The sequence below is a fragment of the Solirubrobacter ginsenosidimutans genome (assembly GCF_027587205.1).
The window spans coordinates 211,326-226,223 of record NZ_JAPDOD010000006.1 but is presented as its reverse complement, the minus strand read 5'-3'; the positions used below and the strand labels follow the sequence as shown (position 1 = coordinate 226,223).

The 14,898-nt window shown below is 71.1% G+C and carries 12 protein-coding genes and 1 pseudogene; 10 read left to right on the top strand and 3 right to left on the bottom strand.

Translation table 11 applies throughout. From position 1 onward, the window contains the following. The 3 genes and pseudogenes from OM076_RS10645 to def form a co-directional block, all read left to right on the top strand. Positions 1-1,122 (top strand): annotated as a pseudogene (locus OM076_RS10645) (hypothetical protein); the annotation flags it as partial. Positions 1,123-1,174: 52 nt separating this feature from the next. Then, the gene (locus OM076_RS10640) at positions 1,175-2,119 is read left to right on the top strand and encodes a hypothetical protein (protein WP_270039733.1); all 945 of its coding nucleotides are present in this window, start codon (positions 1,175-1,177) and stop codon (positions 2,117-2,119) included. 21 nt (positions 2,120-2,140) lie between these two features. Further along, on the top strand, positions 2,141-2,713 hold the full coding sequence (def, locus tag OM076_RS10635) for a peptide deformylase (RefSeq protein WP_270039730.1): 573 nt from the start codon (positions 2,141-2,143) through the stop codon (positions 2,711-2,713). Here def and OM076_RS10630 read toward each other — a convergent pair. Both OM076_RS10630 and OM076_RS10625 read right to left on the bottom strand, forming a co-directional pair. Continuing rightward, positions 2,691-3,479: an alpha/beta fold hydrolase gene (locus tag OM076_RS10630; RefSeq protein ID WP_270039728.1), complete on the bottom strand. Its 789-nt coding sequence runs from the start codon at positions 3,477-3,479 to the stop codon at positions 2,691-2,693. The two genes, def and OM076_RS10630, sit on opposite strands and share 23 nt — an antisense overlap. Before the next feature lie 40 nt (positions 3,480-3,519). Further along, positions 3,520-4,617 (bottom strand): mandelate racemase/muconate lactonizing enzyme family protein, encoded by a 1,098-nt coding sequence (locus OM076_RS10625; protein ID WP_270039727.1) that lies wholly within the window; start codon positions 4,615-4,617, stop codon positions 3,520-3,522. Positions 4,618-4,642: 25 nt separating this feature from the next. On the opposite strand from OM076_RS10625, the gene OM076_RS10620 reads away from it, so the two are divergent. From OM076_RS10620 to OM076_RS10610, 3 genes are read left to right on the top strand one after another with little or no spacing between them, the layout of a single operon-like run. Continuing rightward, the gene (locus OM076_RS10620) at positions 4,643-5,974 is read left to right on the top strand and encodes a cytochrome ubiquinol oxidase subunit I (RefSeq protein ID WP_270039724.1); all 1,332 of its coding nucleotides are present in this window, start codon (positions 4,643-4,645) and stop codon (positions 5,972-5,974) included. After that, the gene (locus OM076_RS10615) at positions 5,967-6,998 is read left to right on the top strand and encodes a cytochrome d ubiquinol oxidase subunit II (protein WP_270039722.1); all 1,032 of its coding nucleotides are present in this window, start codon (positions 5,967-5,969) and stop codon (positions 6,996-6,998) included. Before OM076_RS10620 ends, OM076_RS10615 begins: the two co-directional genes overlap by 8 nt. After that, positions 6,995-7,171, top strand: a complete 177-nt coding sequence (locus OM076_RS10610; protein ID WP_270039720.1) for a hypothetical protein — start codon at positions 6,995-6,997, stop codon at positions 7,169-7,171. Before OM076_RS10615 ends, OM076_RS10610 begins: the two co-directional genes overlap by 4 nt. Here the strand turns inward: OM076_RS10610 and OM076_RS10605 are convergent. Further along, positions 7,159-8,493 (bottom strand): hypothetical protein, encoded by a 1,335-nt coding sequence (locus OM076_RS10605; RefSeq protein WP_270039719.1) that lies wholly within the window; start codon positions 8,491-8,493, stop codon positions 7,159-7,161. The two genes, OM076_RS10610 and OM076_RS10605, sit on opposite strands and share 13 nt — an antisense overlap. Positions 8,494-8,638: 145 nt before the next feature. On the opposite strand from OM076_RS10605, the gene OM076_RS10600 reads away from it, so the two are divergent. From OM076_RS10600 to OM076_RS10585, 4 genes are all read left to right on the top strand, one after another. After that, the gene (locus tag OM076_RS10600; RefSeq protein ID WP_270039718.1) at positions 8,639-10,417 is read left to right on the top strand and encodes a P-loop NTPase fold protein; all 1,779 of its coding nucleotides are present in this window, start codon (positions 8,639-8,641) and stop codon (positions 10,415-10,417) included. Between the two features lie 7 nt (positions 10,418-10,424). After that, the gene (locus OM076_RS10595; protein WP_270039716.1) at positions 10,425-12,323 is read left to right on the top strand and encodes an Ig-like domain-containing protein; all 1,899 of its coding nucleotides are present in this window, start codon (positions 10,425-10,427) and stop codon (positions 12,321-12,323) included. Positions 12,324-12,404: 81 nt separating this feature from the next. After that, positions 12,405-13,163: a hypothetical protein gene (locus OM076_RS10590; protein ID WP_270039715.1), complete on the top strand. Its 759-nt coding sequence runs from the start codon at positions 12,405-12,407 to the stop codon at positions 13,161-13,163. Positions 13,164-13,227: 64 nt separating this feature from the next. After that, entirely contained in the window at positions 13,228-14,895 is a 1,668-nt protein-coding gene (locus OM076_RS10585) for a VWA domain-containing protein (RefSeq protein WP_270039713.1), read from the top strand. Positions 14,896-14,898 lie beyond the last annotated feature (3 nt).

Sequence of the window (14,898 nt, the reverse complement as noted above, 5' to 3'; positions counted from 1 at the left end):
CCGCCCGTTGCCGCCCCGCCGGCACAGGCCGCACCGCCCGCCACCGCGACCGCGCCGGCCGTTCCCGCCGGTCCGCGCGCGCCGCTCGCCGACGCGGCGCTCGAGGCGCTCGTCGTCGCTTCGCACACGCCCGCCGTGCAGGCCGCCGCGGCCGAGCTCGCCGCGCTCGAGACCGCGTTCAAGGGCCTCGCCCACAACGAGCGCAACGAGGAGACCGGGCAGGGGCGCGACGACCTCGTGGCCGGGTTCCGGTCGCTGCGGGCCAAGGTCGCGGTGCTCGAACCGGCGCTGCAGCCGCACTTCTACCGCGCGATGAACACGCTCTCGCCCTACTACTACCAGGGCCTGAACATCATTCTCGAGTTCGATCGCAAGGACAAGGTCACCGGGAAGATCACGCACGTCTGGAACACGTGCAACATCACGTCGCTGTCGATGACGCTCGAGGCGCTCGGCAAGTCCTCGGGCGACTACAAGCACCCTGAGCTGATCCCGCCGATCGCCAAGGTCTTCAAGAAGGACATCGACGACAAGGCCGCGGGCAAGGTGGGGTCCGAGCTCGCCGGCCTGCGGCTCCCCGACTACGTCGCGATGGCGGCGATCGCGTGGCAGATGGGCTACAAGACCGGCAACGACGCCGCGATCCTCAAGGGTGGGAACGACGCGTTCAACGCGATCCCGAGTGCGGACGCGATCGCCACGCTCGCGGCCGACTTCGGCGCCAAGGCGACCAAGGGCAACCTCGCGACCGCCGACGACCTAGCGAGCTACGGCAAGGATCACTGGAAGGCGGCCGACAACCAGGCCACCGACGAGACGAAGAAGAACCGCACGGCCGAGCAGCGCGCCGCCAACGCCGGCGGCCTCTCCACCGCCGAGATCGAGCGCAAGGTCCCGCTCGAGCGCTACAAGAGCACGGTCATCGCCAAGCTCGGCCCGCAGCTCGACGCGGGCCGGCAGGTCGTGATCGGCCAGTACCGCCACTTCGTCCGGCTGCAGGCCGTCACCGACGAGTTCGTGATCAAGGACGACCCCGGCCACTACACCGGCGCCAACGAGAAGGCGACCTGGGAGGAGGCCCGCGCGATGGGGCTCTTCCTGAAGTGGATCGTCATCGAGTAGCCGAAACGCTCATCCCATCGTGGCCGCGGCGCCGCCACCATGGGGGCGGCCGATGCCGCTCACCCGCCTGCTCTCACACGCCCTGGTCGCCTACACGCTGGAGGTCGACGCCGGGTTCGAGGCGCGCGTCCCGCACCGCACCACCGACCACGGCGGCCCGCGCGGCGCGCCCTGGCTCGTCTCGCTCGCGATGTACTTCAACTGCCTGCGGTTCGTCGACGCGGACGGCCGCACCGAGGCCGAGATCGCGCAGCGTGCGCACACAGCGACGAACCTCGACGGGATGCGGCGCTGGGGCTACGTGAGCGTCGACGACGGCGTCGTCCGCGTGACGCCGGCGGGGCTCACGGCGAGCGCGGAGTTCGCAAGGCAGATCGAAGCGGTCGAGATGCGCTGGGCCGAGCGCTTCGACCTCCAGCGGCTGCGCTCCGCGCTCAGCGGGCGCATCGACGTGGAGATGCCGGACACGCTGCCGATCCTCGGCTACGGCCTGTTCTCCCGCGGCCGCGTGACGACCGGCGAGCGGGCCGCCGCCGACGCGGAGGCGCCCCTGTGCGTCCTGCTCTCCCGCGCGTTGCTCGCGATCGCGCTGATCTTCGAGCGGCGGTCGAAGGTCTCGCTCGCGGTGGCCGCGAACACGCTGCGGGTGCTCGACGCGCGCGTCGCCGATCTCCCGAAGCTGACCGGCGTCTCGAAGGAGGGCAACGCGATGGCGCTCGGCTGGCTCGAGCGCAGCGGCTTCGCGGAGATCGGCAAGGACGGACGCTTCAACGTCGCCCGGCTGACGCCGGCCGGAGCCGAGGCGCGGGCCGCCGCGCAGGAGCGGCTGGCGCGGATCGAGGCGCGGATCGGCGACGGCGAGCTGCTCGCGGCGCTCGAGCCGATCGCGGGCTTCGTTCCCGCGCCGAGCGGGTGGCGCGAGAGCGCGAAGCAGCCGGAGACGCTCCCCCATTTCCCGATGGTGCTGCACCGCGGCGGGTATCCGGACGGCGCCTGAGCGGCGTTATCCTGCCCCGCCGTGGCCGACGACAGCGCCTTCACGCACATCCGCCAGTGGGGCGATCCGGTCCTGCGCGAGAAAGCCCGTCCGGTCGAGACCTTCGACCGCGCCTTCGCGCAGCAGGTCTCCGAGCTCGAGGAGCTGATGAAGGGCGCCGACGGCGCCGGGCTCGCGGCCACGCAGGTCGGCTCGCTGCGGCGGGTGTTCGTCTACCGGCTCCCGGACGACGAGGACGACGCGCCCGCGCGCGTCGTCGTCAACCCCGAGATCGAGTCGTCCAGCGATGACGTCGAGACGATGCTCGAAGGCTGCCTGTCGCTCGGCAAGGCGCGGGTCAACGTCGAGGTCGAGCGCCCGCGCGCGGTCGTCCTCACCGGCCAGGACGCGGCTGGCGAGCCGTTGCGGATCGAGGCCGACGGCGGCCACGCCCGCGTGCTCCAGCACGAGCTCGACCATCTCGACGGCGTCCTCATGCTCGACCGCACCTCCACCGAACAGCGCCGAGCGGCGGTACGCGCCCTCAACGCCGGCCTCCCGTGGAGGCCGGCGAAGGAGGAGGAAGACGCCGCTACTTCGCCGCCTGCAGGATGAAGTCGGCCGTCGTCTTCGGCTGGGAGATGAAGACGACGTGGCTCGCGCCCTTGACCGTGACGGTCTTCTTCGGGCTGATCCGCTTGGCCATCGCCTTCTCGGCGTCGGCACCGATCGCCTTGTCGGCGCCGGCGATCATGTAGTAGCTCGGGATCGTCTTCCAGGCGGGCGGGCCGGAGGGCTCACCGAGGGCGACGAGCGACGCCGGGCGCTGAGCGAGCGACATGTTGCGCGCGAGCTTCTTCGACAGGTCGGCGGCGAAGATCTCGTGGAAGACGTTGAGCTTGATCGTGCCCTCCTGACCGATGCTGCCGTCCGGGTTCGGGAAGTTCTTGATGTCGAGCGTGGCCGGCCCGATCTGCCCCTGCTTGCCGAGCGCGCTCAGGGTCAGGACGGTGTCGCCTGCGTCCGGCGCGTAGGCGGCGATGTAGACGAGCGCCTTGACGTTCGCGTTGCCGGTCGCGGCGTTGGTGATGACCATGCCGCCGTAGGAGTGGCCGACGAGGACGATCGGCCCGCTGATCTGACTCAGCACGCTCTTGATGTACGCGGAGTCCGCGGACACGCCGCGCAGCGGGTTCGGCGGGCTGACGACCTTGTAGCCCTTGTCCTCGAGGATCGTCTGGACGCCGTACCAGCCGGAGGCGTCGGCGAAGGCGCCGTGGACGAGGACGACGGTGGGCTTGGCGGCTTGCGCGGCCGCGGGCAGCGTGGCCAGCGCGGCGAAGGCGGTCACGAGGACCGCGATGCGGCGAAGAAGTCTCATCTTCGTGACGCTATGGAGCGCGCACAGCCCTCGGCTTGCGTCAATCGACTGTGGTGAGCGGCGTGAGGCTACTGTCGTCGACGGTAATGCCCAAACCTGGCGCGTTCGGGGCGCGTCCGCGGCCATCGTGGCTGCGCGGCTCGTAGCCCGCGATGTGCTCGAGCGTCCAGTCGTTCATGAAGCTCGCCGTCAGCAGCTGGGACGGGGCCGTGCTGGCGGCGAGGTGGGCGACCGCGGCGGTGGTGACGTCGCCGCCCCAGCTGTCCTCGATCGTGAACCGCAGGCCGAGCCGCTGCCCGAGATCGCGCATCAGCTTCGCCTTGGTGAGGCCGCCGACGCGCCCGATCTTGAGGTTGATCGCCTCGATCGCCGGCCGCGCGCGCAGCAGCGCGTCGATGTCGGTGATGACCTCGTCGAGCACCATCGGGAGCGTCGTGCGCTCGCGGACGATCAGGCACTCCTCGAGCGTCGGGCAGGGCTGCTCGAAGAGCACGCGGTCGAGGTCCTCGAGGGCGCGCGCGGCGATCGTCGCGTCCTGCAGGCGCCAGCCGCCGTTGGCGTCGGCGATGATCGTCTCGCCGGGCTCGGTCGCCTCCAGCACCGCTCGCACGCGCTGCGCGTCCTCGCGCGGGTCGGCTCCGAGCTTGAGCTGGAACAGGCGGATGCCCTCGGCCCGGCGCGCTTTGACGTGTTCGACCATCGACGCGATCGGGCCGAGCGGAATGGCGACGTAGAGCGGGAAGTCGGCGGCGGTCGCCCCACCCAGGAGCGTGCTGACGGGCAGGCCCGCGGCCTTGCCGAGCAGATCCCAGCAGGCGATGTCGACCGCCGCCTTGGCGTAGTCGTGGCCCGCGAGCGCGTGGTCCATGGCGTGCCAGACGGCGTTGAGGTTGCGGGGATCGATGCCCTTCAACGCGGGCGCGAGCTCGCGCAGCGCCGCGCGGGCGCCGCCGGCGTGCGCGGGAAGGTAGGCGGGACCGAGCGGGCAGGTCTCGCCGTAGCCGGTGAGCCCGTCGTCGGTCTCGAGCTTGACGATCGTGCTGGGCAGCGACGTGATCGTGCGCCCGCCGGACATCACGTATTCGCCGTGCGCGTAGTGCAGGTCGTAGCCGAAGCTGGTCACGCGAGCGATCCTCATTGCCGCGTGACAGTATCTTCGCCTCGTGGTCGCCGCGGCCGCCGACCTGCTCCAGGCGCGACAGATGCAAGCGCTGTCGTTGACGGTCCACATCCCGATCGTCTGCTTCGGGATCGCGTTCCCGGCGATGATGCTGTTCGTCGAGGGTCTGTACCTGCGGACCGGCGACGCCACCTACAAGGCGCTCGCCAAACGCTGGTCGAAGGTCGCCGTGACGCTGTTCGCGGTGGGCGTGGTGACGGGGACGATCCTGAGCTTCGAGTTCGGCCTGCTGTGGCCGGAGTTCATGGCGCGCTTCGGTGAGGTGTTCGGGATCGGCTTCGCGCTCGAGGGGATCTCGTTCTTCGTCGAGGCGATCTTCATCGCGATCTACGTCTACGGCTGGGACCGGCTCCCGAAGCGCACGCACTTCCTGACCGGGATCCCGGTCGTGTTGAGCGGGTTCGCCGGGTCGTTCAACGTGATCGCGGTCAACGGCTGGATGAACGACCCGACGGGGTTCGACCTCGGTCCCAACGGCGAGGTGCTCGACCCGCAGCCGTGGTCCGCGCTCCTGAACTCGAACATGTGGCACGAGCTGATCCACATGTACCTGGCGGGCTACCTGGTCTGCGGGTTCATCGTCGCCGGCGTGTACGCCTACGCGTGGCTGAAAGGGCGCCGCGATCGCTATCACCGCACCGCGCTGGTCGTGACGCTGGCGTTCGCGTCTCTCGTCGCGCCGGTGCAGGTGATCGTGGGCGACTGGGCGGGGCGGACCGTCGCCGAGCGCCAGCCCGTGAAGCTCGCGGCGATGGAAGGTCTGCAGCACACGACGACGGGCGCGCCGTTCACCCTCGGCGGGTTCTACGACGAGTCGCGCGGCGAGGTGCGCTTCGGGATCGAAGTCCCGAAGATGCTGTCGCTGCTGGCCAAGCACGACCCGAACGCGACGATCACCGGCCTCGACTCGGTTCCGCCCGCGGACCGTCCGCCGGTGAACATCGTGCGCTACGCGTTTCAGACGATGGCCGGGATCGGAACCGGGCTCGCGCTGCTCGGCGTCTGGTTCATCGTCACCTGGTACCGCAAGCGACGGTTGCCGCTCTCGCCCTGGTTCTTCCGCTTGGTGATGCTGGCCGGGCCGTTGTCGTTCGTCGCGCTGATCGCGGGGTGGATCGTGACCGAGGTCGGCCGCCAGCCGTGGATCGTCTACCAGGTGATGCGCACCGAGGCGGCGGTCACGAACGCGAACGGGCTCGGCGTCGGCTACGTCGTGTTGATCCTCGTCTACATCGGCTTGGGCGCGGCGGTCGTGTGGCTGTTGCGCCGGCTGGCGCGCAAGCCGCCGGAGACGGAGGTGGCGGGTCGTGGCTGAGGTCTGCGCGGCGTTCATCGTGCTCGGCATCGCGGCGTACGCGGTGCTCGGGAGCGCCGACTTCGGCGCCGGCTTCTGGGACCTGACCGCGGGCGGCGCCGCGCGCGGCGGGCGGCTGCGGGGCATGATCCAGCGGTCGATGGCGCCGGTCTGGGAGGCCAACCACGTCTGGTTGATCTTCGTGCTCGTGATCTGCTGGACCGCGTTCCCGACGGCGTTCGGCTCGATCTTCACGACGCTGTACATCCCGCTCTTCCTGGCCGCGATCGGGATCATCTTCCGCGGCACCGCGTTCGCGCTGCGCGGCCAGGCGGCGACGATCAACGAGGCCCGCGTGCTGGGCGCGCTGTTCGCCTCGGCGTCGGTGCTGATCCCGTTCTGCTTCGGGGCGGTGCTCGGCGGGATCGCCTCCGGCCGCGTCGGGCTCGGCAACGCGACCGGTGACCCGTGGTCGTCGTGGCTGAACCCCACCTCCGCGCTGATCGGGGTCATCGCCGTGCTGACCGGCGCGTATCTCGCCGCCGTGTACCTCGCGGGTGACTCGGTGCGGGCGGGCCTGCCGGACCTCGCCGCGGCGTTCCGCGCGCGGGCCCTGGCGGCCGGCGGCGCGAGCGGCATCGTCGCCATCGGCGGCTTGGCGATCCTGCGCTCGGACTCGCGGGCGATCTTCGACGGGCTGACGTCGGGCGCAGGCCTGGCCATGGTCCTGGTCTCCGCCGCGGCGGGCGGGCTCACGCTGTTCCTGGTCTGGACCGAGCGCTACGGCCTCGCCCGCGTCTCGTCCGCGCTGGCCGTCGTCGCGATCGTCGTCGGCTGGGCGCTGGCGCAGAACCCGTACCTGCTCCCGCCGCACCTGACGCTGGACGCCGCCGCGGCGGCCGACGCCACGCTTCAGGCGACGATCATCATCGTCGCCGTCGGCATGCTCATCCTCGGCCCGTCGCTGTGGTACCTGTACCGGCTGGTGCTGCGCGGCCAGCTCGACCAGACCTACGAGCCCCTCGACCAGCGCTTCCACACATGAGCCGGCTCGTCATCTTCGCCGTGTCGTGCCTGGTGATCGGCGTGATCCTGATGGTCGTGCTCGACATCATCTGGCTCGGCGTGCCGCTGCTCTTCGCGTTTGTCATCGCGGGCGTGTTCGCGATCGCCGACCCGGAGTTCCTGGCGCCTGACGACGAGGCTCAGCAGCCGTAGAGCGTGTGCGGCTCGGTGTCGTTGGCCGGGTCGACGAGCTTCCGGTACGCGGTCGCATCGGACGCGTCGAACGCGCTCAAGCGGTCGTCGGCGCGATTGAAGAACTGCGTGATCGTCGGCCGGTCAGCGTCGCGGAGGTCGAACTGATCGTTCGCGTCACCGAGGACCTTCAGCGCGCTGCCCAGGCCGCTCAACCCGCTCGGCACGCCGCGCCCGGCGCAGCTCGCGCCCGCGTAGTCCGTCGCCCACTTGGCGGGACCGAGGCCGTCGCCCAGCAGGTCGCGGGTGATGTCCGCCTGGGTCAGGATCCGGAACGCCTGGTCGAAGCCGAGGTCGCTGTGGGACGCATCGTCGAGGTTCAGCACGCCTTTGGACACCAGATAGGCGCGGGAACGCGGGTCAGAGCTCGACGGGTCGCGCGGCGCGATCAGCCCGGCGCCGGTCAGCTCCTCGTCGAGCTTGCTCGCGAAGAAGTTGGCGAAGCCCTCGTTGAAGGCGACGCAGGGCTTCTCCGAGGCGCCGTGCGTCGTGTCGGTCCCCAGCGCTCCAAAGACCAGGCAGTCCTCGCCCTGCTCGCGCGGGTAGGCGAACGCGTGCCCGAGCTCGTGCAGCATGTTCCAGCGGCTGTTGGTGTTGGCCGGGGCGATGTGGATGCCGTGGAAGACCGGGTCGGTCCATGAGTTGTCGCCGTCGTGCAGCGACGCGGGGTTGTTGAGGGTGACGGGGTTCAGGAAGGAGTGGCCGAGCGAGGTGACGTAGTCGATCGCCCGGCGATACAGGAGCCAGTCCTGCGCATCGGTGCGCGCCTGACCGGTGGCCTGATCGCCGGTCTCGCCCCCGAACGGCTCGCCCTGGAGGTCGATCGTGCCGGGTAGCTGCAGCTCGCCCGTGTCCTTGAGCACGTACCACTCGGGACTGCTCGACCCGAGCACGCGCAGGTCGCCGCTCGCGCTCTCGAACTTCGCCTCGACGCGGACCCGGCGCTGATCGCACTCGGTGTGCGTGACCGTGAACTCGCCGTTGGCGTTGGTGTGGACGGTGTCCCAGCGGCCGAACACGTTGCCGACCGTTCCGAGCCAGTCGGCGCCGGACACCTTGATCTCGACGCCCGGGAGCGGGTCGCCGTCGGCGATGCCGTCGAGCGTGGGGTTGCGCACGTACAGCCGGCCCTTCACCGTCCACTTGCACGGGTCGGACGAGCTCTGGTTCTGCGGCTGGCCGGGCGCGTTGCCGTACCCCGCCGGGTCGGTGGTGTTCGTGTCCTCGTCGTAGGAGAAGACGCCGGCGGACGCGGCGGCGGGGGCGATCAGCGCCGCGGCCACGGCGGCGAGGGCAAAGATGGTCGACCGCCGTCGGCGGCTCGGAGGGGTGATCTGCATGGAGGGAGAGACCCCGCCCCGCCGCGAGAGGTTGGCCGCATGAAGAAACCGATGTATCTTCGGGCCGGGTTTCCCTGTCTTTGAGGCGATGAACACCATGACCGTGCAGCCGAGCGATGCGCCTGGCGCCGAACGGGTGCCGCTGCTGGCCGATACGCCGCTCCGCGATCCCGCGCTGGACGGGTTCGGGTTCGTCGCGTTCTCCAACGCGCTGTGCCTCGTCGCCGACAACGAGCACACCGCGACGCCGTTGACGATCGCGGTCAGCGCGCCGTGGGGCGGCGGGAAGAGCTCCGTCGGCGGCATGTTGCAGACGCTGCTGGAGCGTCGCGTCGCCCGCCGGCACGGCGACCAGCCGCGGCTGGTGTGCTGGTTCAACGCGTGGGAGCACGAGGACGCCGAGCACCTGGGCGCGGCGCTCGCGGGTGCCGTCGCGCGCGAGGCGAGCCGGCGGCGGGTGTGGTGGCGGCGCGCGCTGTTCCCGCTCCCGAGCGTGATGCTCGAGTCCGGCGAGCGGCTGCGGCGGACGCTGGCGTCCGCGGCGTTGTGCCTGGTCGTCGCGACCGCGGTGGCGATCCTGCAACCGGATCTTCCGTTGATCGGCACCGACGCCGCCCGCGGCGCGGGTGCCGTGGGCGTGGCGCTCGTGGCGCTGCTGATCTTCCAGCGCGTGTTCGCGACCGCCAAGAGCGCAGCGAAGTTCATCGACGATCCCCGTTCGGCGGCGGCGCACGGATCGATGGCGGAGGTCAAGGGCCAGCTCGGCACGCTGATCCGTCATGCGACCCGGGAGGGCCGCCTCGTGATCCTGGTCGACGACCTCGATCGCTGCGAGAGCGAGCGCGCGCTGGAGGTCTGCCGCGTCGCCAGCCAGCTGCTGGCGCACGAAGGCGTCGTGACGATCCTGCTCGCCGACATGCGCCGGATCGCCGATTCGGCGTCCGTGCGCTTCGCGGGCGCGGATGACGCCGGCCGCCGGTATCTCGAGAAGATCGCGCAGGTCGAGCTGACGCTCCCGCCGCCCGATCCGGCGGCGATGCGCCGGGTCAGTTCGGGCTTCAGCGACTCACTGCGCACCGGGCCGCGGTTCGTGCGCGACGCTGCGGCGCCGGCGGCGGAGCGACGCCAGTGGCTCGGCTGGATCGAGCGGGCGAAGTGGTGGCCGCTGGCGGTGTGGGTGGTCTTTTTCTTCGTCCTGGTCGGCGCGACGGCCGACGAAGAGAGCAACACGCCGGCGGGCGTCGACGAGAGCCTGTACATCACGTTCGTCGTCGCGATCGGCCTGATCTTCTGGTCGAGCCGGCTTCGCCGCCGGCGCCGGCGCCAGCGCCAGGCGTACGAGCGCAAGATCGAGGACCTCAAACAGCAGGGCGAGCTGACACCGGACGTCGTCGCCGCCGAGGTCATCGCCGGCGTCCAGCCGGCCGATCATGCGCTCGTGGGCGACCTCGTATCGCGATCGTTCCTGGACAGCGCGGAGTTTCGCGCCGTCGAGCAGTTCATGGCCGACTATCCGGCACGCCTGCCGCGTGAGAGCAAGCGCATGTTCAACCATGCGCAGTTGATGACCGAGATCGCCCGCTCGCGGGAGATGTTCGGGGGTGAGCCGAACCTCGAGGCGCGGGATCTCGCCAGGTGGATCGTGCTTCGCGAGCGCTGGCCGGCGGTCGGCCAGGCCGTGCTCCGCGATCCCGACTTCCTCGCCGAGCTCGAGGCAGCCGCCGACCGTGGCGACGAGGACGCCGAGATCCTCGGCACGGACAACGTCGACGAGCTCATCGAGCTGCTGCGCGAGTCGCCCCCGCTGAGCCCGCTGATCGAGCGCCTGATCTACTTCATCCCAGCGGTCGCCATCGTCCCCGACTAGGCCCCCCATGCTGAGAAGCCGCAACGCCGTGCTCGTCGTTCTCACCGCACTGGTTGCGCTCTTCAGCGTGGGGGTCGCGACCGCGCATGCGTGGAAGCTGACGATCGACATCCGCGGTGGCGGGCTCGTCGAGGAGACGCAGAACCCCGACCCCACGCGGCAGCGCTGCGGGAGCCTCACCGACACCACCGCGACCGACGCGGCACAGCCGTCCTGCGTGTCCGGCGACATCTACTGCAGCGGGTGCGGTTACACGCTCAAGGCCACGCCCGCGGCGGGCTTCGTCTTCGACCGCTACGAGTGGGTCCACCCGACCGACATCGTGGCGTCGGGCAACCAGTCGAGTTGGACGTGGGCGGCGGGGGACGCGGGTGACTACGCGGTGCGCGTGTACTTCAAGGACACGACCGCTCCCGACACGACGCTCACCGGCGGTCCGGCGGAGGCGAGCTTCACCAGCGCGCGGACGGCGAGCTTCACCCTCGGCACGACCCAGCCGGGCAACGTCGGCACCTACGTCTGCACGCTCAACAGCACGACGATCCCCTGCACGAGCACGTTGAACCTGACGGCGCTCCCCGAAGGGGCGAAGACGCTGCGCGTCCAGGCCAAGGATCCGTCGGGCAACCTGGACGCGAGCGCCTCGACGCGCACCTGGACGGTCGACGCGACGCCGCCCGTGACGACGCTGGCCAACGGCCCTGTCAACGGCTCGCGCACGAACAGCCGCTCGGCCACGTTCGCGATCAGCACCAACGAGGTCTTCACCAGCCGCACGTGCAAGCTCAACGGCGCGGTGCTGGCGTGCGGCGGTTCGTCGATCGCGCTCTCGGCCCTCGCCGACGGGACCTACACGCTCAGCGCCACGTCGACCGACCGGGCGGGCAACATCGGCACGACCGTCAGTCGCACGTGGACCGTCGACACCGACCCGCCCACGACGACGCTGACCGGCGGCCCGGCGAACGGCTCGATCAGCAGCGCGACGACGGCGACGTTCACGCTCGCCAGCGACGAGGCGGGGACGTTCGCCTGCCGGCTCGACGGCGCGGCGCTGCCGTGCGCGAGCGGCAGCCTCACCGTGATCGGGCTCAAGGACGGCGATCACACCCTGCAGGTGCGCGCCACCGACGCGGCCGGCAACCAGGACCCGGGTACCGCGTCGCGGGCCTGGCGCGTGCTCGCGACGCCGCCCGACACGACCATCGCGACCGGTCCCGACGCCGGCGGCACGACCACGGAGACCACCGCCGTGTTCAGCTTCGGCGGCGCGGGCGAGGGCGGGCGCTACGAGTGCCGCCTCGACGGCGACGACTTCGCGCCGTGCAACCGGCCGGCGGGCCACGCGCTGTCGGATCTCTCGCTCGGCCCGCACACGCTCGACGTGCGCGCGATCGACGGCGCGGGCAACGCGGACGCCTCACCGGCGAGCCGCTCCTGGACCGTCGTCGCGCCGCCGGTCGTCGTCGTTCCCGCGCCGATCGTCGCGCCGGTCGTGCCCGCCGCCAAGCCCGCGCTCGCGCGCATCTCGATCACCGCGACGGTCAGCTGGTCGTCGGTCACCCGCAGGGGCGTCAAGCTCAGCGGCGTCAGCATCGACGACGCGCCGAAGGGCGCCGTCGTCGAAGTCCTCTGCCCGGGCAGGAAGGCGTGTCCCTACGCGCAGAAGCGGACGTCGGCCGGCAAGCGCATCCGCCTCTCGAAGTTCGCCGGCAAGACGCTGGCTCCGGGAACGGTGATCGCGATCAAGGTGACCCAGGCGGGGCTGATCGGCGACTACGTCGTCACGAAGGTCAACCGTCCGGGCTCGGGTCGCAAGGGCCTGACGAGGTTCGCGAAACGGCCGCTCGCGACGACCCGCCAGTGCGTCCCGGAGGGCGCGACCGTGCCGGCGAAGACCTGCTGAGCGCATTACGGAGGCTGCCTTCACATCGCGGTGGGGGCGGCCACATCGTTGGCGTGCCGGCGAGGCGGAAGAGTCATCGGCATGCCCCGACTCCCCCTGACCTACGCCAACGTGGTCGCCTCGCTCGCCCTCTTCGTCGCGCTCGGTGGGACGAGCGTCGCCGCGACCGGGATGATCAGCGGCGCGAAGCTCAAGCAGCATTCGCTCCCGGCCGACCGGATCAAGAACCACTCCCTCACCGCGAACCAGCTCGACGTCGCCAAGCTCGGCACGGTGCCGTCGGCGGCCAGCGCCGCGCACGCCGACACCGCGACGACGGCCACCGGCGCCGCGCACGCGGCGGCTGCCGACGACGCGTCGCACGCGACCGCCGCCGATGACGCGACCCACGCCGGCCGCGCCGACGAGGCCGGGCACGCCAAGGACGCGAGCACCCTCGACGGCCTCGACGCCAAGGCCTTCATGCCCGCGGGCCAAGTGCTCGCCGGCTCCGCACAGACCTGGGCGGTGCCCGCCCAGACGTTCCTGACCTCGCCGCTCGGCTTCCGCCTGGAGACCGACGGCGTCGCCGGCTTCGACGCGACGGTGACGCTTCGCAACCTCCGCTCCACGAACCTCGCCGTGACCGGCGACCCGGGCGCGACCACCGTGACCCCGGGCGGCACGCTGAAGATCAAGGACGGGGCGGCGAGCCCGCTCAACGGCGTCGGCGACCACGAGCTGAAGTTCCTCGTCCAGGACCCCACCGCGTCCACGGCCGAGGCCCTCGTCGACTGCTTCGTGCCGGCCGCGGGAACCGGCGCCTCGCGGTCGTTCTGCATGTCGATCTACACGCCGTGAGAGGTGTGAACTCGCACCCCTAGGGCCCATGGTGCGCGGGCGCGTGGAGCCCGACGATCGTGGCATGCGTGGACGCATCCTCATCATCGGCCTCGCGCTCGCCGCCGTGGCGATCGCCTTCGTCGCCTCGCGGGGCGGCGACCCTGAGCGGCCGGCCCGGGAGCCGGCCGCCAAGCTGCCCGCCAACGCGCTGCGGGTGTCGCTCGTGTACTCGCCCGAGAAGGAACCGCTGCTGGCGCCCCTGATCAAGCGCTTCAACGCCGAGCACCACGCCAGCGGCACGCACGTCGTGGTCGTCGACGCTTCGATCATCGCCTCCGGCGACGCCGAGACGCGGATCGCCAAGGGGACACTGCGCCCGACGTTGTGGTCGCCGGCGTCCTCGTTCTGGGGCCGGCTGGTCAACTACGAGGCCGACCGGCCGCTGGTCGCCGACGAGAACCCCTCGATCGTGCGCACGCCGCTCGTGATCGCGATGTGGAAGCGGCTGGCCGACGCCTACGGCTACCCGAAGCAGCCGCTCGGCTACGCGCAGCTCGGGGAGCTGGCGACGGGCGGGTGGGCGGCGGTCGGCAAGCCGCAGTTCGGCAGCTTCAAGTACGTGCACACCAACCCGGACTTCTCGACCGCCGGGCTGTCCGCGGTCGCCGCCTCCTACTACGCGGCGGTGGGCAAGAAGGAGGGCCTCACCGAAGCCGACGTCGCCCGCGGGCGGGCCCAGGTGCAGGCGCTAGAGCGCTCGATCGTGCACTACGGGGACACGACGCTGTTCATCGCCGACGAGATGCGCCGGCGCGGCCTGGGCTACGCCTCGGCGGCGGCGATGGAAGAGACCACGATGATCGACTTCAACCGCCGCGCGGGCGACGGCGAGCGGCTCGTCGCGGTCTACCCGCGTGAGGGCACGTTCTTCTCCGACAACCCGCTGATCACGCTCCAGGGCGACTGGGTGAGCGACGAGCAGCGCCGGGCCGCGCAGGTCTTCGCGGCGTTCCTCGCGCGCGAGATCACGCCGGAGGTCGCCGGCCGCCGGGGCTTCCGCCCCGCGGACCCGGACGTCGCGCCCGCCGGCCTCGTCACCGCCGCCAACGGCGTCGACCCCAAGCAGCCCGCGCGGACGCTGCGCCTGCCCGAGCCGAAGGTGCTGGCGAAGATCAAGGCGACGTGGCGCGCGGATCGCAAGCCGGCGAACGTGATGATGGTCTTCGACAGCTCCGGCTCGATGGGCGAGGAGAACAAGCTCGAGCAGGCCGCTGAAGGGTTGAAGGGCTTCTTCCGCCAGGCCGCGCCGCAGGACCGGATCGGCCTGATCAAGTTCTCGGACACGATCACGCCGCTGGTCGCGATCGCCCCGATGCGCACCAACCGCGCGCCGCTGCTCGCCGCGACCGACACGATCCTGCCCGACAACGACACCCGCGTCCGCGACGCCACCCTCGCGGGGCTCGACGCCGTCAGCGCCCACCTGGACCGCGACGCGATCAACGCGGTCGTGGTCCTCACCGACGGCGACGACACCTCCTCCACACACAGCGCCGCCGACGTGATCGCCGCGCTCGAGCAACAGCGTGAGAAGGAGACCGGCCAGATCCGCGTCTTCACGATCGCCTACGGCCGCGACCCCAACACGGACGAGCTCGCCGCCTACGCGAAGGCCAGCGGCGGCCAGAGCTACACGGGCGGCGCGGACGACATCGCGTCGATCTACCGCTCGATCAGCTCCTTCTTCTAAGCG

What these genes read in the sequence shown, in the direction of transcription:
- OM076_RS10640 (WP_270039733.1), top strand. Translation starts at nt 1,175, where the DNA reads ATGCCGCTCACCCGCCTGCTCTCACACGCCCTGGTCGCCTACACGCTG.
- OM076_RS10600 (WP_270039718.1), top strand. Translation starts at nt 8,639, where the DNA reads ATGAACACCATGACCGTGCAGCCGAGCGATGCGCCTGGCGCCGAACGG.
- OM076_RS10610 (WP_270039720.1), top strand. Translation starts at nt 6,995, where the DNA reads ATGAGCCGGCTCGTCATCTTCGCCGTGTCGTGCCTGGTGATCGGCGTG.
- OM076_RS10625 (WP_270039727.1), bottom strand. Translation starts at nt 4,617, where the DNA reads ATGAGGATCGCTCGCGTGACCAGCTTCGGCTACGACCTGCACTACGCG.
- OM076_RS10590 (WP_270039715.1), top strand. Translation starts at nt 12,405, where the DNA reads ATGCCCCGACTCCCCCTGACCTACGCCAACGTGGTCGCCTCGCTCGCC.
- OM076_RS10585 (WP_270039713.1), top strand. Translation starts at nt 13,228, where the DNA reads ATGCGTGGACGCATCCTCATCATCGGCCTCGCGCTCGCCGCCGTGGCG.
- OM076_RS10595 (WP_270039716.1), top strand. Translation starts at nt 10,425, where the DNA reads ATGCTGAGAAGCCGCAACGCCGTGCTCGTCGTTCTCACCGCACTGGTT.
- OM076_RS10630 (WP_270039728.1), bottom strand. Translation starts at nt 3,479, where the DNA reads ATGAGACTTCTTCGCCGCATCGCGGTCCTCGTGACCGCCTTCGCCGCG.